The organism is Chryseolinea serpens, assembly GCF_900129725.1.
In the GTDB taxonomy this organism is placed as follows: domain Bacteria; phylum Bacteroidota; class Bacteroidia; order Cytophagales; family Cyclobacteriaceae; genus Chryseolinea; species Chryseolinea serpens.
Genome location: NZ_FQWQ01000001.1, coordinates 417,068 through 435,815, shown reverse-complemented (window position 1 = coordinate 435,815; position 18,748 = coordinate 417,068). Strand labels below are relative to the sequence as shown.

The window sequence follows — 18,748 nt, the reverse complement described above, 5'->3', positions numbered from 1 at the left end:
ATCCGACCGAAATTTTCAGATCAATCCTCCGGCACCAGGTTGAGGGGACTCTTCAACCCTGAATAGCCCGTGAGTTCCACTCCGGCGCTGCCGATGAACATGTTGGCATTGATCTTGACCGGGATACGATTCTTGTCGTCGGAGAACCACGCGGTTACGGAATTCTCTCCATCGAAAACTTTGTTGGCGGGCATCACGGGTTTGAAGACCAGCGCGCGCACCTTGCCGATTTTGACCTTGATGGTTTCCTTGCCGCCGTAGATGATCTTGAAATTGTAGAACTCGTCTTCAAAAAAACCCTTCACCGAGACGGTGTCCCCGATCTTGATCTTCGACAGGTCCATGTTGCGCAGAATCAGAAAGCCGGCCGCCATGTCGCGGACCTGGGGTGGGGCGTCGTAGTATTTAGGTTCTTTGAATTTTCCGGTCTCGTTGTCGAGCGTTTTTACTTCGATCTTTTTGTTGACCTGGTCGAAGTTGGTCCATTCGTCTTTTTTGTAGCGTCCTTCGCGAATGCGCCGGTAGAATTGGTGTGGTATGAGGGCCACGGTGTCGATGTAGGCACCCCACCGGTCGTCAACATCCGCGACCCAGTCGACCATGCCCACGGTTTTGCCGTAGACGTCGATCTTGAAGCAGTCGCGGTTGTTGATCCGGAAGTATTTGGGATGGATGTTGACGCTGCCTTTGCCGACGGTGAAGATGCCATAGGTCATCTTAAATTCGATGACCTCGCCACGCTTAAAGCTCTGGTTTTTTATTGGGGGGTATGTATCATTCTGCTCCGCGACAAAGCCGGACAGAAGGGCGACAATAAAAAAACTAAATGCTCCTCTCTTCATCGTTTATCAAACCAAATTTACACAATTACATCGTACGGTGATGTAAACGATTTATGAAATCCAAAGCGTGTGCCAACTCCTCTTCAGAGACGGCTAGACCGACACATTATTTTCGCGGAGCGCATCGTTCAGGGACGTTTTTTTGTCGGTGCTTTCTTTGCGCTTGCCGATGATGAGCGCGCAAGGCACCTGGAACTCGCCCGCGGGAAAGGTCTTGGCATAGGTGCCGGGAATGACCACGGATCGGTCGGGAACGAATCCCTTGTATTCAATTGGTTTTGAGCCAGTTACATCAATCACTTTCGAGCTTGCCGTCAACACCACATTGGCGCCCAGCACGGCCTCCTTCCCTACCCTTACACCCTCTACGACGATGCACCGCGAGCCGAGGAATGCGCCATCTTCGATGATAACGGGCGCAGCTTGTACAGGTTCCAACACGCCGCCGATGCCAACACCTCCGCTGAGGTGAACATTTTTCCCAATCTGTGCGCAGCTCCCCACGGTGGCCCAGGTGTCGACCATGGTGCCCTCATCGACGTAGGCGCCGATGTTGACGTAGGAGGGCATGAGGATCACCCCCTTGCTGATATAGGAACCATGACGGGCCACGGCGTGCGGCACCACGCGGACGCCGAGTTCCTTGTAGTTGCGTTTCAGTTTTATCTTATCATGAAATTCAAAAGGACCGACCTCGATCGTCTCCATTTGTTGGATGGGGAAATAGAGGATGACCGCTTTTTTCACCCATTCGTTCACCTGCCAGCCGGTGGCTACGGGCTCGGCCACGCGCAGCTCGCCCTTGTCCAGTTTCTCTACTACGGAGCGAATGAGCTCCTGGCTTTCAGCCTGTTGAAGCAACGTGCGGTCGTCCCAGATCTTTTCAATGCGTTCTTTCAATTCCATTGTGTTAGCTTTAAATGCTTTAAATCGACATGCAAGAAATAAAAAAAAGGAGAATAGTCCTCGCCTCCCTGTTGAAACCCGTGAACGACACGCGCATGTTTGAGAAGTTGGGGGTAAGCCTCGCCCGGGAATATGATGTGCATGTTATCGGGTACGAAGGGCAGGTGCCTGGCGGGGTGAGTTCGATCTCCCTGCATTCCCTGAAACCATTCCGAAGAATCGGGATCGCCCGCGTGCTTCGCGTCTTCACCGTGCTGGGCATCGTGTTGCGTTTGCGGCCGCACGTATTGATCATTTGTACGCATGAACTGTTGTGGATCTCGCTCGTGGCAAAAGGGCTCACGGGCTGTCGGGTGATCTATGATGTGCAGGAGAATTACGCGTTGAATATTTTGCATAGTCCAACGTTCCCCCCCCTGTTGCGTGCCTTTGTCGCGGGCCTTGTCCGCACAAAAGAACGATTGTCGAAGGGGTGGGTCTCCCTTTATTTCCTGGCTGAAGCGGGATATGAAAAAGAGCTTCATTTCCCGGGGAAACGCAAAATGGTGTTGGAGAACAAAGTACGCTCACCACAGACCAGCACACGTCGCCCGGCGCCGAACCGGGAAAGCGATACGATCCAGCTGTTATTCAGCGGCACCCTGGCAGAGACCACCGGCGTTTTCGTTGCGTTGGATATAGCGTCCAGGCTTCACGCGGTGGACAACCGGATCAGGCTGCTCATTATTGGGTATTGCTCGCACGCCGGTACATTCCAGAAATTACAGGGCTTGCTGAAGGACAAGCCCTTCGTGACGTTGCAAGGCGGCGACCGGCTGGTGCCCCACACGGCCATCCTGGACGCCATTCAAACGGCAGACTTCGGCATCGTGTCCTACCCTCCCAATCCCTCTACCGCGCACAGCACGCCAACCAAACTCTACGAATACCTCGCCTACCGATTGCCCATGTTGCTCATTGACCACCCGGACTGGGTAGCACGTTGTGCTCCGTATCGTGCGGCCGTGGCTTTCAACCCTGAAGACTTCAATGCCGGGAGCATCCTGCAGGCGTTGAAAACCGGTCCTTTCTATACCGTTCCACCCCATAACGTCTACTGGGAGGACGAAGAAAACAAGCTTTTCAAGGCCATTGTCCACGTTTTGATCTGACAGCCCATGCTTCCCGGCCCGCTCAAAACAATTTTGCCTGAATTATTTTTTAGACCAGTCTAAATTTTTACTTTTGTAAATCGATACCTTATGTCATGCCCAGCTTCACGGAAGAAAACTATCTGAAAGCCATCTATCACCTCTCCGGCAGCGGATCACAGGCCGTGCTTACCAATGAAATTGCTGAGGTGATGCACACCAAAGCAGCCTCGGTGACCGACATGATCAAGAAGCTGTCGGCCAAGAATTTCATTTCCTACGAAAAGTACTATGGTGTGAAGATCACCAAACAGGGCAAGAGCGAAGCGCTGATGGTGATCCGCAAGCACCGGCTGTGGGAGACCTTCCTGGTGGAGAAGCTTCGCTTCAACTGGGACGAGGTGCACGAGATCGCTGAGCAACTGGAGCACATCCAGTCGGCCGTGCTCATCCAGAAGCTGGACGAATTCCTGGGCTTCCCCACCACCGATCCGCATGGCGAGCCCATTCCCGACAAACACGGCAAGATCGCCGTGCCCTTACGCCAGCCGCTGCATGGCCTGGCCGCGGGCTACACCGGAACCATCGAGGCGGTGCACGATTCGGATTCGAATTTATTGAAGTACCTCAACCGCATTGGTGCGGTGCCTGGCAAAACGATCAAACTCATCGGCAAGGAAGAATACGACGAAAGCCTGGAAGTGGAAGTGGATGGCAAGCGCCTGACCATCAGCAAGACCGTGGCCGAGAACATTTTAGTAACTGCGTAACAAAAGAAAATGGAAACCGATACTTTACAACAGCGTAAATCACTTAGCGAGGTCCACGCCACCGTGGACACCCAACGGAAAGGCTGGCGTAAGATGCTGGCCTTTATGGGGCCGGCCTACCTGGTGAGTGTGGGCTATATGGATCCGGGCAACTGGGCCACCGACATCGCGGGCGGGAGCAAGTTTGGCTACTCGCTGCTCTGGGTGTTGCTGATGTCGAACATGATGGCGTTGCTGCTTCAAAGCCTGAGCGCCCGCCTGGGCATCGTGCGCCAATTGGACCTGGCGCAGGCATCGCGTACGGCGTATAGCCGTCCCGTAAATTTTTCTTTGTGGATACTGGCTGAAATCGCCATCGCCGCCTGCGATCTCGCGGAAGTGCTGGGAATGGCCATCGGCCTTCAGCTTCTCTTCGGGTTGCCGCTGATCTGGGGGGTGAGTTTGACCGTGCTGGACACGCTGCTCTTGCTCGTCCTGCAAAGCTATGGCATGCGCCGCATCGAGACTTTTATTATTGCGCTGGTCGCCATTATCGGCGGCGCCTTCCTGGTGGAGATGATCCTGGCCAAACCGCCCGTGACGGACCTGGTTCGCGGCTTTGTACCCTCCCTGCCAAACGAACAAGCCCTTTATATCGCCATCGGCATTATCGGCGCCACGGTGATGCCGCACAACCTATACCTGCATTCATCGCTCGTGCAAACCCGGCGCTACAACACCAGCGAGAAAGGGATTTGGTCGGCCATTAAATATAACTTTATCGACTCGGCCGTGGCCTTGAATGCGGCGTTCTTTGTGAACGCTGCCATTCTCGTTTTGGCGGCCGCCACATTCTTTAAAGCCGGATTAAATGACGTCGAGCAAATACAAGACGCTTATAAATTCCTCGCTCCCCTGCTGGGCACGAAGTGGGCTTCTCTCCTCTTCGGCATCGCCCTGGTGGCCGCAGGACAAAGCTCGACAATCACGGGCACGCTGGCCGGCCAGATCGTGATGGAAGGCTATCTCAACCTGCGCATCGCTCCCTGGCTGCGCCGGCTCATCACGCGGTTGATCGCCATCGTACCCGCCCTGCTCGTTATCATCATTTATGGAGAACAGGAAACCGGTGCGTTGCTCATTTTCAGCCAGGTGATCCTGAGTTTGCAACTGGGTTTTGCTGTGATCCCGCTCATCCATTTCAACAGCGACAAAAGCAAGATGGGCATCTTCGTGATCAAACCCTGGCTGAAAGTGACCGCCTGGGTCATTGCCGCCGTCATTGTGGGATTGAATGTGAAGCTCGTCATCCAGGAAATTACGGGTTGGCTGGCGGTGGCCGGCGATTCGGCATGGATCATTTGGATCACGGCCGTACCGGTTTGCGTGGCCGCCGCCGGTTTGCTGCTTTACATCACCCTGAAACCCCTCATCGAACGGCGCGCCGCCGAACGGGATGCCCGCGGACCGCATGGCCAAGCCGTTACGCTGGACGTGAACCACGACCTGGTCTACAACCGCATTGCCATCACGCTCGACTTCAGTGACATCGACAGCCTGACCATCCGCAGTGCCCTGGCCCAGGGCGGCAAAAACGCCCGCTATGTTTTGCTGCACGTGGTGGAAACGGCCGGAGCCATGGTCTATGGCGCCGACATTGCCGACCATGAGTCGCACACGGATGCCGCGTCGCTGGAAAATTATCGCGCACAACTGCTGGAGCGAGGCTACAGCGTCGAGATCAAAGTGGGCTATGGCAACCCGCGCCGTTGCATTCCCGAGATGGTGGGTGAATTCCAGGCGGATCTGCTGGTGATGGGGGCTCACGGTCACAAGTTCTTCAAGGACCTGGTGTTTGGCACCACGGTGGATACGGTGCGGCACCGGGTGCATATTCCCGTGCTGATCGTCCGGGCTTGAGGAACGGAAAGCCTTGCGTCGTCGTTGACAAGCCGTAACTTGCGCCCATGTCCGTGCACACCGAAGATACCATTGTAGCGTTGGCCACCGCCCCCGGCATTGCCGCCATTTCCGTGATCCGCTTGTCGGGGAAGGAAGCCATTGGCATTACCCAGAAATGTTTTAAGGGGAAAGACCTGCTATCACAGGCCACCCATACCCTGCACTTTGGGACGTTGCACGATAACGGCAGGACCATTGACGAGGTGCTGGTGGCTTTGTTCCGCGAGCCGAATTCGTTTACGAAGGAGAATTCGGTGGAGATCTCGTGTCATGGATCCCCTTTCATTGTTAAAGAGATCATCAAGACGTTGTTGAAAAATGGCGCACGTCTCGCCGAACCCGGTGAGTTTACGAAACGTGCATTCTTTCATGGTCGCTTTGATCTGGCGCAAGCTGAAGCGGTTGCCGATCTGATCCATGCCGAAACCGATAATGCACGCCAGGCGGCGCTCAACCAAATGCGCGGGGGGTTTTCGAAAGAGATCGACCGGTTGCGGGAGGAGCTGATTCATTTTGCCTCACTGATAGAACTTGAGTTGGATTTTGGAGAGGAAGATGTGGAGTTTGCACAGCGCGATGATTTGAGGAATTTGATTACGCGTATCCGATCCGTTTTGCGGGCCTTGATCGATTCCTTTGACCAGGGGAATGTGATCAAAAATGGTGTGCCCACCGTGATCGCTGGAAAGCCGAATGCCGGTAAGTCCACGTTGCTGAATACATTGTTGAATGAAGAGCGAGCCATTGTGTCGGACATTCCCGGCACTACGCGCGACGCCATTGAAGACGAGATCGTTTTGGGCGGTATCAACTTTCGTTTTATCGACACCGCCGGATTGCGCGAAACCAACGATGTGATCGAGGCTATTGGTGTGGAACGTACCCGCGACCGGATGAAGAAGGCTTCGTTGATCATTTATCTCTTTGATCTGGCCAACACCACGCTGGAGGAAATTGAGACGCAACGCCAGGAGCTGGCTGCGCTCGGCATTCCGCACATTAACGTGGGCAACAAGTTGGATAAGGCTGATCCCCTATTGCTGGAAAAATTGAAGACAGAAGATTTTACATTCATATCGGCTGCCGCGCATACGAACGTGGGCGTGCTCAAGGAAAAGTTGTTGGCGAAAGTACAAGTGCGGGAAGTGAAGACTGGGGATGTGATGGTGACCAACCTGCGGCACTATCAAAACCTTTTGCAGACATATGATTCCCTGGGGCGCGTGCTGGATGGGATGAGTCAGGGCGTTACCGGGGATTTTTTGGCGATGGATATCCGGCAATCGTTGCACTATCTCGGCGAGATCACTGGGGCGATTACCACGGATGATTTGTTGGATAATATTTTTAGTAAGTTTTGTATCGGGAAGTGACCACATATGTTGTATTATATGTTTGCAACTCCGTTTTGTCTGTGCGTTACAGAAATTACAAAAGACAAACAGCCAGCGCAAAGCAAAAGCCAACACAACGACAACAGAAAACAAAAATATTAAAAAGACAAAAATGAAAACAACACTAATCGCACTTTCGACATTACTTTTTTCTTTCACCACTATTTCCGACAACCCCGTTGACAGGCTTGGTGTGAAAGGACCTTTGGAGTTCAATAAAATAAATTTCAAGTTGGCATGGACAGACAAGCCCAACGACAATTATTATATCCAAGAATATTTACCCGATGGTGAAAAGCCAGAAAGTTTTAACCAAATGTTGACTATCCACCTTTTTGATACTGACATTAAAACCGAGAATGCCGTAGGACAAAAAGTAAAGGAATTGACTGCAAGGAAAAAAACGGATGCTGTTTGTAATTATCAAGTTACCGAAAGCCCTGACGGCAAAGAGTTTATTGTTGACTTTTTACTCGGAGAAAGTAAGGGCGACAAAATGACTATCGTCGAATTCAATTTTTATCGCTACAAACAAATAGAGGTTTCGAAAAAGAAGAAGGCACTTGTTGTATATGCATATTCAAGGCGAAGCTATGGTGACGACATTACAACCTTTTTCAAAACCCTCAAAGACGACAGGACAAACTATTTAAATCAGATGATTTCGGCAGACATTCCTACAGTGACAATTGAAAGCAAATAATTCATAACGGGATAAAACGCCCTATAACAGCACCTCGCCAAAATCGGGGCTGGAGTGCGAATATTAACAGTAAAGCAGTTGACAAACATTGGTGCTCCGAAAGCCCCGCCTTCGGCAAGGTGAAAAACGTTATCATACTGTTTTCCAAGTTTCATTCAGTTCGCCACAGCCTTCAATGTGCTTCGTTTCTCAATTGAAAGAACTTGCATGTATCCACTGCTCTTCGATCATCAGGCTTCAAATCCCTCTCAAGTTAACGAATCAAATTTGAGACATCATGCCACACATACCGGCAGGCAACGGCACTAGAACCGTCTTCAAGCTTCTTTTCAATATTTTCTACATGAATACCACCTAGTCGTTCATAAAAAGATTTCGCCTTTTCATTTTTCTCAAATACCCAGAGATACAATTTCGATGTGTTGCTGCTCAATAGTTGACGGGCGCATGTTTCGATCAAGGATCTACCAATACCTAAACCATGATGCGAAGCGACGACGTGCAGGTTGTCGAGCAAAGATCCAAAAACCGGATCGTCGTTTAAAAATAAACAAGCAAAACCTACCAGCGCATTGTCGTGTATAGCGACTGTAACGCGTTGATTTTCAAGCGGAACGCTCATCCGTCGATGCCATAGTACCCATCGATTCCGCTCGACTTGGTTATTCAAAAAATATTTCGAAAAAATTCCACGATAATGCTGCTGCCAACTGATGGTATGAAGGTTAGCAATAGCAGGATAATCATCGAAGATAGCCGGTCTCATTTCGAGCATCTCTCAAGCAGTTATTTTCATCTTTGGACAATTTATTTTGAGTGCGGTGAATTCTATAACGGTGATCGATCAACGACTGAATTATCCTTTAGAATTCTTCGCGCGGGCGCCGATTTCAAAAATCGCATTGGAGATCATTTACTTACATCGCCGTTGCAAATGAAATAACCTTTAAAACCGATTTTTTCGACTTCTTTGTTTTCCCATGTGCTCGTTATGGATTCGACATTGCAATTTTTACATTTCGTTAACATTCTTTTACAAGCCTTTAACTCATGGACGCGTAGGAAGCTCTAGCTTTGGGTACTTCACGAATAAAAATAACGCACGATATCGCGTGATGGGCGTGCGCTGTAGTGAAGGCAAATATTTTTACGTTAATATTTCACCAATCCAGTTAAAGTCATGAAAACATACAGCCTTGTTTTTTTCGCATTCTCTCTATTTCTCGTGGTATTCAATCAGGCATCCGAACTTATGCCATCCGATTCAGTCATTCGTGTCAAACAGAATTCTACTCGCATGAAGTCGGTGACTGCAAAAATCGTTTTCAAATCGGTTGATGGCGGACGGACATGGCAGGACATTACCGAAGGACTTCCCGACGATTCGGGTCAAGAAGGTTTCATGATCGGTGGAGGCTTTGCTACTAACCATGGCTTCTATTTACGCGCTGGAGATGGGTTGTTCTTCAACAAACAAAATTCCGCAGTTCCTCATTGGAGCAAAGAGATTTTATCCGACAATCGAGTCGGTATGTTCCCTAGCAAGACAGGGATATTGGCATTCAATTATAATGACGGGCAAATTTTGCAGACGATAGACGGAAAAGATTGGTTGCCGATATATCGGAATTTTCAGCCTAAAGACGTACTTACGTTTTTTGAAACTGACAACAGCACAATTTTCATCGGAACAAACACAGGCTTGTTTAAATTAGTTGACGCTGGGAAAGCTTGGAAGCAGGTCTTTTCCACATCCAAGGGGGTCAGGAAATTGGCAGAATCAGGGGGTGTACTCATGGGGGTAACTCAGAAAGGCATAATACGGTCTACAGATAATGGCGACCACTGGAATTTGGTAACAAGTGAAGGTGACCGCGGTGTGGATGCACAACGAATCAATGGCGGGTTTGCCGCTATAATTGAGTCTACGGAAAGAAGATATCGGGTACGAACATCGCATGACGGCGGAAACACCTGGCAATCTATTGATGCCGGACTTCCTGTTCAAGTTTTTAGTATTGTTGAGGTTGGTGAAAATTTATTTTGCAGCCACCAGAACGGCATCTCAGGTTCATCAGACCATGGAAAGACATGGAAGCTCTTGCTTCCTTCCGTTGACCATGACATTTTCAACTTATCGGTTTCTGGCAATGTGATTTATGCGACGCGTAATGTAGGTGGGTGCTAAGGTTAATGTCGTTAAGCTTGAAGACGTTTGTAGTCAATCGTCTAGTACGAATCATTAGCAGGGGGGAAATTATTTCCCCCCTTCCTTCGTCCAGGTGTCCCTCAACGTCACTGTACGGTTAAAGATCAATTTATCCGAAGTAGCATCAGCATCGAGGCAGAAATATCCCATGCGCAAAAACTGGAAATGCTCGCCTATTTTCGATTTGGCAAGTTCGGGTTCAGCATAAACCGTTTTCAGAATCTGCAAGGAATTAGGATTAAGGTGATTTTTAAAATCATCCTCGATGGCATTCATATCTTCCGTTACAAAGAGGCGATCATACAAGCGAATTTCCGCGGGTATTGCATGTTGCGCACTCACCCAATGAATGACGCCCTTCACATGAATTCCTGATGTATCGGAACCGCTACGACTTTCGGGCACGTAAGTACAACGCAGCTCTGTTACCGTTCCAGTCGCGTCTTTGATGAACTCTTCGCACTTGACAATGAACGCGCTCTTCAAACGCACCATTTGGCCTGGCGCAAGGCGGAAATATTTCTTCGCCGGAACCTCCATAAAGTCATCGCGTTCAATCCAGAGTTCTCGCCCAAAGGGAAGCTCGCGGGTCGAATCTCCTTCAGGCAGATTCTCGCTTCTGAGCAATTCAGATTTGCCGTCGGGGTAATTGGTGATTACCACTTTCAATGGATCGAACACCACCATTCGTCGCTCAGCGATCTTGTTCAGGTGTTCTCGCAAACAGAACTCAAGCAGACCGATATCAATCAGATTGTCGCGTTTGGCCACTCCAATTCGATCGCAAAACTCGCGAATAGCCTCGGGCGTGTAGCCTCTCCTGCGTGCAGCACTTAACGTCGGCATGCGAGGATCATCCCAACCCGTTACATGCTTCTCATTCACCAATTGCAAAAGCTTGCGCTTACTCATCATGGTATAGGTCATGTTGAGTCTGGCGAACTCATACTGATGCGAAGGGTATATGTCGAGTTTCTCTATAAGCCAGTCATACAATTCGCGGTGCGGAACAAACTCAAGCGTGCAAATGCTGTGCGTAATCTGCTCGATAGAATCACTTTGGCCGTGGGCAAAATCGTACATGGGATAAATGCACCACTTGTCGCCTGTTCGGTGATGATGGGCGTGTTTGACGCGGTAGATCACCGGGTCGCGCATGAGCATGTTGGTGTGAGACATGTCTATTTTGGCGCGAAGGACTTTTGACCCATCCGGGTACTTACCATCCTTCATCTCTGTGAAAAGCCTCTTGTTTTCCTCAATCGATCGACTACGATAAGGGCTATCTGTTCCTGGCTGAGTAGGCGTTCCTTTTTTAGCTGCCATCTCTTCGCTTGTGCTGTCATCTACGTAGGCCAGTCCCTTATCTATTAAAATGTGAGCATAGGTATACAGCTGGTCGAAGTAATCGGAAGCGTAGAGTTCTTCGGACCAATGAAATCCCAACCACTTCACGTCCCCTTTAATACTCTCCACATACTCGGTTTCTTCCGTCACCGGGTTAGTATCATCAAAACGCAGGTTTGTTTTGCCTCCATATTTCAAGGCTAGCCCAAAGTTCAGGCAAATGCTCTTGGCATGGCCCAAATGCAGGTAGCCATTGGGCTCCGGCGGAAATCGCGTAGCGATGTTCTTGTATTTTCCATTCTTCAAGTCGGACTCTATGATCTCTTCCAGGAAGTTCAAACTCTTTTCTTCGGCCATATTGAATTCTAAAAGGTCGCTAAGATAGAATATTGTACCTTAATTAAACAGACTGGGGGCCACGGAACTTGGTTTTTTTCCGTCTTTTTCGGGTTTGTTTATGTCCTTCCAACGATGCCTAGGCAATTTTTGGTGGTCGTTTGTTGCGCGACCTACCTAACGTGTTGACGTTCTGTATTGAGCAGATTTTGTATTGGGATGTAACGAACCGCGACATCTAACCAACGAGTATGTCAATGACAGTCGTGACGCGCACATCATAAGGGAACGTATCTAATTTCCAGATGGGATCTAAAACTTGTACTTGCTTTCTAAGGCGTAGCGAAGCAATTCCCCGGCGCCTTTAAGATTGAGAATTCGGATCATATTTTTCCGGTGCGTCTCCACCGTGGTCTTTCCAATGAATAACTGATCGCCGATTTCCTGATTTGTTTTGCCGAGGGCGATCAATTTCAGAATCTCAATCTGCCGCTTTGTGAGAAGGGCCTTTTCTTTTTTTTCGCCCCCTGAAACCGTAATGCCGGCGTCGTAGTAGTAATTGTTCATGTACACCGTCCGGATGGCAAACAACAGCTCACTTAAATTTGAATTCTTCAAAATGTATCCTCTCGCTCCGGCCTCCAACATTTGCTGAACGGCGTCGTCCTGATCAAACATCGTAAAAGCAATCACTTTTGTATTGGGATCGGTCTTCAGAATAAGTCGGGTCGCTGTGATGCCGTCCATAATGGGCATGCGGATATCGGTAATGACAACGTCCGGCTTTTTAAGCTTTACCAGATCGCACAATTCGCGACCGTTGTTCGCATACCCCACAAATTGAATATCCTGCTCGTGCTCCAAAAGGAGTTTGACCCCATCGATAAGGGCATTGTGATCTTCGGCAATGACGAGTCGGATCATGTGGTTAGCGGGACATCAATGATGACGGCAGTTCCTTTTTCGGCGATGGAATCGATCGTTACCTGCCCTCCCAAATTTTCGATTCTTCTTTGGATGGAGTACAAGCCCATACTTTCTCCAGGCTTTATCAAGCCGATGTCAAAACCGATTCCATTGTCTTCCACCATGATATTGATCAGGTCTTCGTGTTGCGTTAAATGAATAATGGCCTCGGTCGCCTGCGCATGCTTGATGATGTTGGTGACCAATTCCTGTATGATTCTGAACATGGTGATCTCCAGTGAGCTCTCCAGTCGTCCTTCCATTCCATGTTCTTCGACCTCGATGACTAATTCATTGCTAATAGAAATCTTTGCGGCAAAGGTCTTCACCGCCGGCAGCAGTCCTTCCTGGGCATTGACTCCCACGTTCTTGCTGTGGGCCATGGCGCGCACTTTTTGATAGGCCTCATCAATGAGTTCGTTCGTTTTCTGCAGCAGGTGATCCTGGTCGGGTTCCAAACGGTCTTTCTTCGTTTTCAGGCTCTGAAAATGAAGCTTCACCGTAGCCAGAAGGCTTCCCAGATTGTCGTGTAAGTCGTTGGCTATGCGTTGTCTTTCCTTTTCCTGACCTTCAATCATGGCATCGATGCCAAACAATTCCTGATCTTTCAGCACCTTCGCGAGTTTCATCGCTTGCACTTCTTTTTCTTTTCGTTGTACCTTGTTTTTAGATTTTTGATTTGTGTAGGCCAAATAACTCATCAAACAAAGAATAACCGCTCCACCCAGAGCGAAAATTAGCGTCGTCCTGCTTTCGCGTAATTTCAGGTTGGCATTTTCCTTTTCCTGGGTCTCCAACTCCACCGTCAGCCTGTTTATGTCGAGTGTGTTCCTTCTGAAATCGAGTTGAAAATCCTGTTCATACGCTTTCTTCAACAATCGATAGGCACTGTCATTCTTGCTTTCAGCATGCAATAACAGAGATCCATTGATGTTCATATAATAATTGGACCTCAGCGTATCGGCTTGGTTTACCTCGAGGCTTGCCTGGTTTAGATAATTCCTTGCATCCTGCAGATTCCCTTGTTTAATGGCAATCTGCATCAACTTCATCAACGACAGAAATCGTTCAGTGTTCAGAAAGGGATGCTGTGCCGACTGTGTAACCGTTTTCTGATAATAGCTTTTCGCGTTGTCGAGGTCATTGCTTAAATAGAATTTAAGCGCCTTTTCATAAAATAGGCAAGCTAAAAGTGGGCTATCTTTGTCGACACTGCTTTCGTACTGATCCAAATTCAAGGTGAAGTACGCTCTGTCCAAACCATTTATTGACTTGGAGTAGAAAATCATCCTATAGAGGGTGAGCCAAAGATCATCAATGCGGTCACTTCGGAGACGCTCCAAAGATTTCACGTATACCAGACAAGAATTGCTATTCTGAGCGATCTCAAATCCATAGTACTTTAAGAACGCGTAGACACTTGCCTTGACCAATGCTGAATCATCCAGTTTCTGCGCCTGATGATTTGCCTCGTAAAAACTCTTGTAGGCATTTCCCTTGAGCTGATCGTAAAACAAGCTGTAGTATCCCCGATTCAGGTTCCTAAAAATCAATATCCGCTCCTTGTTCACACCTGATGGGGCGCTCTCCGATGGCACAAAATATTTCTTGTCTCTCTGCCCCGCATAAAAGAGCAAGTCTGCAAGCTGAATCATCTCTATCCGCAGCGCGCTATCCTCTTCCAGCAGCGCGACGTGTTTTGCCTCGTTGAATTTCAGTTGTTTGAGAGCGGAGAAATAGGGCTCGAGATCATTACCACGGGCGATCGTCAGACCCGAGAACACCAGGAGCGCTATCCATCCCGCTCGGCGATCCATCAGATGTATAGCTTCACAACACTTTGGCTACAACGCGGCGAACCGAGTCGATTATTTTTATCTCTTAGATTCTCCAAGGTCACTTTTTCATAACCAGCCATGCCCGGCCGCAATGGATTCAGAAAATAATCCACGCCGCTTCTTCCATGAAACTCAGGGTCAAAAAACATTCCATCTGGAGTGGTCACATTAGACGGCTTCCTGTATATTTCTCCATCATTTGTGTTGCCAGGTGGCGGCGCGTTAAACCCTGGAAGGGCATAAAGTATACGGCAGAATGTAATTGTACAACGCGTTCCTTTCACAACGGGCAAGTATGGTTCGATGGGCGCACGTGCCTCGCGCAGACTACTCATTGCCGTGACACCAAAATAAATTCTAGCCTCCTCGCCCGATTCTTTATTGATCGTCGAATAGACGGGCTCTTCCCCCGTAAATCCGATGTTTATAACACCCTGGTAATTCAGAAGTTTAAGATTTACTGCCTTGAGCAAATAGTTGTCTCCATCCTTAGTGGTTTCAAATCGCCCATAGATTGCGAAAAGGACGCTGCCGTACAATTGAGAAGCGTATACAAATTGATACACTGGATGCTGTTCTGTTCCCGGATTGTTAAGATCGAAACCTGTTACAAGCTCAGGAATAACGTCGGTGGTGGTGTAGGTGTTCATTTTGAAATAATTTGGTTTGTTAAATGATATACATCAAAATTATCGATATCGCCCAGCGTAAACCATACCCATGGGAGGGTATTTATCCAGAATGAAATTCTCTTATCAATTTATAAAGAAGAACGCTAAGTTCAAACTAATCATGAACAGGATTCACGAATTGGGATGACGTGTGAGTAACCCTCTCCCTGAAGAAAGCACAGCCATCGCGTGAAAATCCCCACGCATGGGTATTCCCGTGTCCATCCATGGGCAATACATTTGACCCAGGTAAACGCAGCGACAGACCTTTTAAGTTTTCTAAAATCAGTAGTGCTCCATGTTCAGACTATTCCAGTCTGATTGAGCTGCCATCGTTTACCTCTCGACGGTCTTATTTTACTATCGACTAACACTAACCTTTATGACAGGATCAGTTGCATTAGATATCGTGATCAGCTTGGTTTTCATCTACCTGCTGTATAGCCTGCTGGCAACCATATTACAAGAAATCTTGGCTGCCCAAATTATCCGCCTCCGGGCTGGCATGCTTAAAAAGGCTTTGACGCGGATGCTCGACGACGACACCGGCACCGCGCTGTTGAGCAAGCAATTCTTTAAGGCGCCCTTAATAAAATACCTGCAGGAACAAGCGGACAAATTCCCTTCTTACCTGAGTTCAAAAAATTTCAGCGAAGTGGTCATCGACATCCTTCGGGGTGAATCTCCGAAACCAGGCGAGGATTTCAGATCCAAAATCAATTCAACATTAAACGGCGACATCGCACTTAAAGGAGAGAGCCTGGATGACACGAAGAAGTTGTCGGACGGAGAAACGTTCCAATATTTAAGATCCCTTTGGGCGACTTCACAAGGAGACATTGAAAAATTCAAGCTCGGTCTTGAACAATGGTTTGACGATACCATGGAGCGCCTGTCCGGATGGTATAAAAAGAAAACACAGATACTGTTAATGGCGGTCGGCCTTTTGCTGGCGGTTATTTTCAATGTCGACACCATCGTCATTGTCAGCAAGCTCTCCAGCAATCCAACGCTCACGGCACAAGTGGTTCAGCAGGCAGCCAATTTCCTGAAAGCTCATCCCGATCTTAAACGTGAACTCGAAGAGCAGCAAAACGAAATCGACAAGCTGATAAAGACAGATTCAACAAAATTAAAGGAAAAGGCTTCGCTGGAGAAAGCCGCTACAGACGCCAACAAAGCTCTTAAAGAGCAGCAGGAACTACTCATAGCGGAAGCCAACGAGCTGAATTCGCTGCTCGGCATGGGGATTCAGAATTACGAATGGAGAGGCGACGACTTCCTTTGTAGGGTGGGTTATTTCCTTCTGTCAGTGCTGGGTTGGTGTATCACGGCTCTTGCCATTTCCCTTGGCGCACCTTTTTGGTTCGACCTACTGAATAAGCTCATGAAATTGCGCACCTCCATTGCGCCTGCACCCGCGGAAGACACCGGCGCCAAAAAGAAGGCAGATGACAAAAAACAGATTAACCCCAAAGGCTGATGAAGGTAACCGTAAAAGACTATTTGAATGTCAGGGTAGGTAAGCCCAGCGTAAATGCACCGACTTATCAATATCTGGCACCGGGGAGCGAACTGGAGGTTGAAGAGCAACTACACCAGGGCGACAAATTTGAGGGCGTCACTACCTGGCTCAAGGATGCTGCCGGCAACTACTATTGGAGCGGAGCTACCAGCAGATCCGAAACCACCGGCAATCAATGGTGGATTGGAGACTATGGTATAGACCTGGTCTGGCCACATTCCAAGGGCGAAGGGGTTACCGTGATACTGTTGGATTCTGGAATCAGGGAAGATTCACCGGATCTTTTTGGCAAGACTATGACCAAGCGCTCCGTCATTGGAGACGATGGCACCGATACTTTTGGACACGGAACGTTGATGAGTTCCATCATTCTTGGCAGCGGACGGTCAATTCACGGCGTCGCCCCAGGGGTCGAATTGATTTCCATAAAAATAACAAATGATGGAGGTATTCGAGGCCAGGATTTTTTAGAAGGTCTGAACGAAACGGAAAAAATCTTAGACGCGGACAACAACAAACAATTTGTTATCAATTGCAGTCTTGTTTCGTTTGGCTTGGGCCAGCAGTTTGAATTGGACGCCGTTGCCTCCATTAAACGGATTTTATCACACGAAAATGTCGTGCTCTGTGCTGCCGCAGGAAACAATTCCTTCAGAAATCCTCACTTCGAAATTATACCCGCTACCGTCGCCGGAGTTATTGCAGCGGATGGACTGATAAAAGTTAACGGAAATTACGAACGTCTCTTGTCATCCAATTACTGGCCGGCTGTGAATGTAACTGCGCCGGGCGAATATCCTATCGAGGCTCTTAAAGATCTTTTTCCCCATGTCGACCCTCAAGGCACCTCCCACGCATGCGCTTACACCACAGGACTTGTAGCCTTATTTGCATCGATGGCCACGGCTAAAGGAAAGAAATATAATCATCTCGACGCAGCCTCACTTTTAGCTCGAATTACATTCAGGGATACCGGCTTTCCCCCTTCAACCCAATTAATCCGGGAAAAGATTATAAATACCTCAAGTGATTCCTAGTTTCCTTATTCACAGCAAAAGAAATCCTCCAAAACACAAATCCATATGAAAACAATCGCATTACAGCTATCACTCCTTTTATTGATCTGCCTTTCCTCGAAAGCACAAATAGTTTTCGACCTAAGCGATAAAACGGTTACCACAGAAACGATCGACCTTAAGACAAGTCCTTTTTTACTCGTAAAGAGTATGCTCACGCCCGACAAGCAAGATTACAAGATCGAAATCATGCTGGAGGAAGAAGAAATTCCGAAGCTTTCATTTAGTGGCCTTCAGGGTCAACCTTGTTCTCAGGATGACGAAACCAAGCCCCTAATAGAGGCGGTAACCGGCCTGATCGCTCTAACCGACGAGACCAACGTGCCGAAAACAATAAAAGCCATCGAAAACGCGCGCGATAAACTCGATAAAAAGAAATATGCAGCCTGTATCGCCTGGGCAAACACGAACATTGCATCAACAACTTTTACAAAACAGCTTCTGTTCAGCCTCCGGCCCAACCAGACGATCACTGTTCGTATTACGAGGGGAACTAACAAATGGGAGAAGACTTTCAAAACCATTGAAAAGTCCCCCTGGCTGGTTCATTTCGGCCTCACCTACCAACCGAATGTGATCAGCAAGTATGACCAATACTATTCACAACAAATCGGCAAGTCGGATTCATTCTATGTGGCCAAGAAACACACAGACCAATCCAAGTTCTGGGACAACCTGAGCCCCACTGCCATGTTTAATTATCCGTTCACGAAGCCAGGACCCGTCCAACTCGCGTTCACCGCAATTGCCTCAACCAATTTCACCACATTCTCCGGTGGTGTTGGACTTTCTGCAATCTTTGGAACGAACATAGCTGTCGGCACGGGAGTTAATTTTAGCCAAAAATATGTGCTACGCGGCGAGTACAAAACAGACGGCACTCAAGTGGTGAAGTCTAACTTGGGATATGAACAGTTGCACGAGAAAAAGTGGGGACCGGAGCTCTTCATCACCATCGGGTTCAGACTTGACAAGAATCCTACAAACGGCGACGCCAATAAAGACGCCAAATCAAAATAATCACCAAAATCAGCGTCTGTAAACTGACGACATCAAGGCCGCCAATGTGCACAGGGTTTTCCTGCCTCTTTCTC

Annotated in this window: 16 protein-coding genes; 9 read left to right on the top strand and 7 right to left on the bottom strand. The window is 48.5% G+C overall.

All coding sequences use genetic code 11. The annotated features are described in order from the left end of the window. Nucleotides 1–20: 20 nt before the first annotated feature. Together BUB30_RS01670 and BUB30_RS01665 are read right to left on the bottom strand one after the other, a co-directional pair. Nucleotides 21–842 carry a DUF3108 domain-containing protein gene (locus tag BUB30_RS01670; RefSeq protein ID WP_073130363.1) on the bottom strand — a complete coding sequence of 274 codons (822 nt, stop codon included), beginning with the start codon at nt 840–842 and terminating at the stop codon, nt 21–23. A 93-nt stretch (nt 843–935) separates the two neighbouring features. Continuing rightward, nucleotides 936–1,748, bottom strand: a complete 813-nt coding sequence (locus BUB30_RS01665) for a 2,3,4,5-tetrahydropyridine-2,6-dicarboxylate N-succinyltransferase (RefSeq protein WP_073130360.1) — start codon at nt 1,746–1,748, stop codon at nt 936–938. 29 nt (nt 1,749–1,777) lie between these two features. Between BUB30_RS01665 and BUB30_RS01660 the strand changes: the two genes are divergently transcribed. The 5 genes from BUB30_RS01660 (at nt 1,778) to BUB30_RS01640 (ending at nt 7,686) form a co-directional block, all read left to right on the top strand. Continuing rightward, nucleotides 1,778–2,899 (top strand): glycosyltransferase family protein, encoded by a 1,122-nt coding sequence (locus BUB30_RS01660; protein ID WP_073130358.1) that lies wholly within the window; start codon nt 1,778–1,780, stop codon nt 2,897–2,899. A 95-nt stretch (nt 2,900–2,994) separates the two neighbouring features. Further along, nucleotides 2,995–3,648: a metal-dependent transcriptional regulator gene (locus BUB30_RS01655; RefSeq protein ID WP_073130356.1), complete on the top strand. Its 654-nt coding sequence runs from the start codon at nt 2,995–2,997 to the stop codon at nt 3,646–3,648. 9 nt (nt 3,649–3,657) lie between these two features. Continuing rightward, nucleotides 3,658–5,547: an Nramp family divalent metal transporter gene (locus BUB30_RS01650; RefSeq protein WP_073130354.1), complete on the top strand. Its 1,890-nt coding sequence runs from the start codon at nt 3,658–3,660 to the stop codon at nt 5,545–5,547. A 47-nt stretch (nt 5,548–5,594) separates the two neighbouring features. Then, nucleotides 5,595–6,962 (top strand): tRNA uridine-5-carboxymethylaminomethyl(34) synthesis GTPase MnmE, encoded by a 1,368-nt coding sequence (gene mnmE / locus BUB30_RS01645; protein ID WP_073130351.1) that lies wholly within the window; start codon nt 5,595–5,597, stop codon nt 6,960–6,962. 133 nt (nt 6,963–7,095) lie between these two features. Further along, nucleotides 7,096–7,686, top strand: coding sequence for a hypothetical protein (locus BUB30_RS01640; RefSeq protein ID WP_143164728.1), 591 nt, complete (start codon nt 7,096–7,098; stop codon nt 7,684–7,686). Between the two features lie 253 nt (nt 7,687–7,939). On the opposite strand, the gene BUB30_RS01635 is transcribed toward BUB30_RS01640, so the two are convergent. Next, entirely contained in the window at nt 7,940–8,461 is a 522-nt protein-coding gene (locus BUB30_RS01635; RefSeq protein ID WP_073130346.1) for a GNAT family N-acetyltransferase, read from the bottom strand. Nucleotides 8,462–8,866: 405 nt separating this feature from the next. On the opposite strand from BUB30_RS01635, the gene BUB30_RS01630 reads away from it, so the two are divergent. Continuing rightward, a complete protein-coding gene (locus BUB30_RS01630) occupies nt 8,867–9,874 on the top strand; it encodes a WD40/YVTN/BNR-like repeat-containing protein (RefSeq protein WP_073130343.1) in 1,008 nt (335 codons plus the stop codon). Nucleotides 9,875–9,943: 69 nt separating this feature from the next. On the opposite strand, the gene BUB30_RS01625 is transcribed toward BUB30_RS01630, so the two are convergent. The 4 genes from BUB30_RS01625 to BUB30_RS01610 all read right to left on the bottom strand — a co-directional run bounded on the left by BUB30_RS01625 (nt 9,944) and on the right by BUB30_RS01610 (nt 15,032). Then, complete coding sequence (locus tag BUB30_RS01625) at nt 9,944–11,599, bottom strand: glutamine--tRNA ligase/YqeY domain fusion protein (RefSeq protein ID WP_073130340.1); 1,656 nt, start codon at nt 11,597–11,599, stop codon at nt 9,944–9,946. A 291-nt stretch (nt 11,600–11,890) separates the two neighbouring features. Further along, nucleotides 11,891–12,502 carry a response regulator transcription factor gene (locus tag BUB30_RS01620; RefSeq protein ID WP_073130337.1) on the bottom strand — a complete coding sequence of 204 codons (612 nt, stop codon included), beginning with the start codon at nt 12,500–12,502 and terminating at the stop codon, nt 11,891–11,893. After that, complete coding sequence (locus BUB30_RS01615; protein ID WP_073130334.1) at nt 12,499–14,361, bottom strand: sensor histidine kinase; 1,863 nt, start codon at nt 14,359–14,361, stop codon at nt 12,499–12,501. Before BUB30_RS01615 ends, BUB30_RS01620 begins: the two co-directional genes overlap by 4 nt. Next, the gene (locus BUB30_RS01610; RefSeq protein ID WP_073130331.1) at nt 14,361–15,032 is read right to left on the bottom strand and encodes a hypothetical protein; all 672 of its coding nucleotides are present in this window, start codon (nt 15,030–15,032) and stop codon (nt 14,361–14,363) included. Before BUB30_RS01610 ends, BUB30_RS01615 begins: the two co-directional genes overlap by 1 nt. Nucleotides 15,033–15,435: 403 nt before the next feature. On the opposite strand from BUB30_RS01610, the gene BUB30_RS01605 reads away from it, so the two are divergent. Genes BUB30_RS01605 through BUB30_RS01595 form a run of 3 tightly spaced genes read left to right on the top strand, consistent with a single transcriptional unit; the run spans nt 15,436 to nt 18,674 of the window. Beyond that, a complete protein-coding gene (locus tag BUB30_RS01605; protein ID WP_073130328.1) occupies nt 15,436–16,536 on the top strand; it encodes a hypothetical protein in 1,101 nt (366 codons plus the stop codon). Next, a complete protein-coding gene (locus BUB30_RS01600) occupies nt 16,536–17,615 on the top strand; it encodes a S8 family peptidase (protein ID WP_073130325.1) in 1,080 nt (359 codons plus the stop codon). The genes BUB30_RS01605 and BUB30_RS01600 overlap by 1 nt, the downstream gene beginning before the upstream one ends. Nucleotides 17,616–17,660: 45 nt before the next feature. Beyond that, a complete protein-coding gene (locus BUB30_RS01595; RefSeq protein WP_143164727.1) occupies nt 17,661–18,674 on the top strand; it encodes a hypothetical protein in 1,014 nt (337 codons plus the stop codon). The last annotated feature ends 74 nt before the right edge of the window (nt 18,675–18,748 follow it).

What these genes read in the sequence shown, in the direction of transcription:
- BUB30_RS01635 (WP_073130346.1), bottom strand. Translation starts at nt 8,461, where the DNA reads ATGCTCGAAATGAGACCGGCTATCTTCGATGATTATCCTGCTATTGCT.
- BUB30_RS01600 (WP_073130325.1), top strand. Translation starts at nt 16,536, where the DNA reads ATGAAGGTAACCGTAAAAGACTATTTGAATGTCAGGGTAGGTAAGCCC.
- BUB30_RS01605 (WP_073130328.1), top strand. Translation starts at nt 15,436, where the DNA reads ATGACAGGATCAGTTGCATTAGATATCGTGATCAGCTTGGTTTTCATC.
- BUB30_RS01620 (WP_073130337.1), bottom strand. Translation starts at nt 12,502, where the DNA reads ATGATCCGACTCGTCATTGCCGAAGATCACAATGCCCTTATCGATGGG.
- BUB30_RS01650 (WP_073130354.1), top strand. Translation starts at nt 3,658, where the DNA reads ATGGAAACCGATACTTTACAACAGCGTAAATCACTTAGCGAGGTCCAC.
- BUB30_RS01640 (WP_143164728.1), top strand. Translation starts at nt 7,096, where the DNA reads ATGAAAACAACACTAATCGCACTTTCGACATTACTTTTTTCTTTCACC.
- mnmE (WP_073130351.1), top strand. Translation starts at nt 5,595, where the DNA reads ATGTCCGTGCACACCGAAGATACCATTGTAGCGTTGGCCACCGCCCCC.
- BUB30_RS01670 (WP_073130363.1), bottom strand. Translation starts at nt 842, where the DNA reads ATGAAGAGAGGAGCATTTAGTTTTTTTATTGTCGCCCTTCTGTCCGGC.
- BUB30_RS01615 (WP_073130334.1), bottom strand. Translation starts at nt 14,361, where the DNA reads ATGGATCGCCGAGCGGGATGGATAGCGCTCCTGGTGTTCTCGGGTCTG.
- BUB30_RS01660 (WP_073130358.1), top strand. Translation starts at nt 1,778, where the DNA reads ATGCAAGAAATAAAAAAAAGGAGAATAGTCCTCGCCTCCCTGTTGAAA.
- BUB30_RS01630 (WP_073130343.1), top strand. Translation starts at nt 8,867, where the DNA reads ATGAAAACATACAGCCTTGTTTTTTTCGCATTCTCTCTATTTCTCGTG.
- BUB30_RS01610 (WP_073130331.1), bottom strand. Translation starts at nt 15,032, where the DNA reads ATGAACACCTACACCACCACCGACGTTATTCCTGAGCTTGTAACAGGT.
- BUB30_RS01625 (WP_073130340.1), bottom strand. Translation starts at nt 11,599, where the DNA reads ATGGCCGAAGAAAAGAGTTTGAACTTCCTGGAAGAGATCATAGAGTCC.
- BUB30_RS01655 (WP_073130356.1), top strand. Translation starts at nt 2,995, where the DNA reads ATGCCCAGCTTCACGGAAGAAAACTATCTGAAAGCCATCTATCACCTC.
- BUB30_RS01595 (WP_143164727.1), top strand. Translation starts at nt 17,661, where the DNA reads ATGAAAACAATCGCATTACAGCTATCACTCCTTTTATTGATCTGCCTT.
- BUB30_RS01665 (WP_073130360.1), bottom strand. Translation starts at nt 1,748, where the DNA reads ATGGAATTGAAAGAACGCATTGAAAAGATCTGGGACGACCGCACGTTG.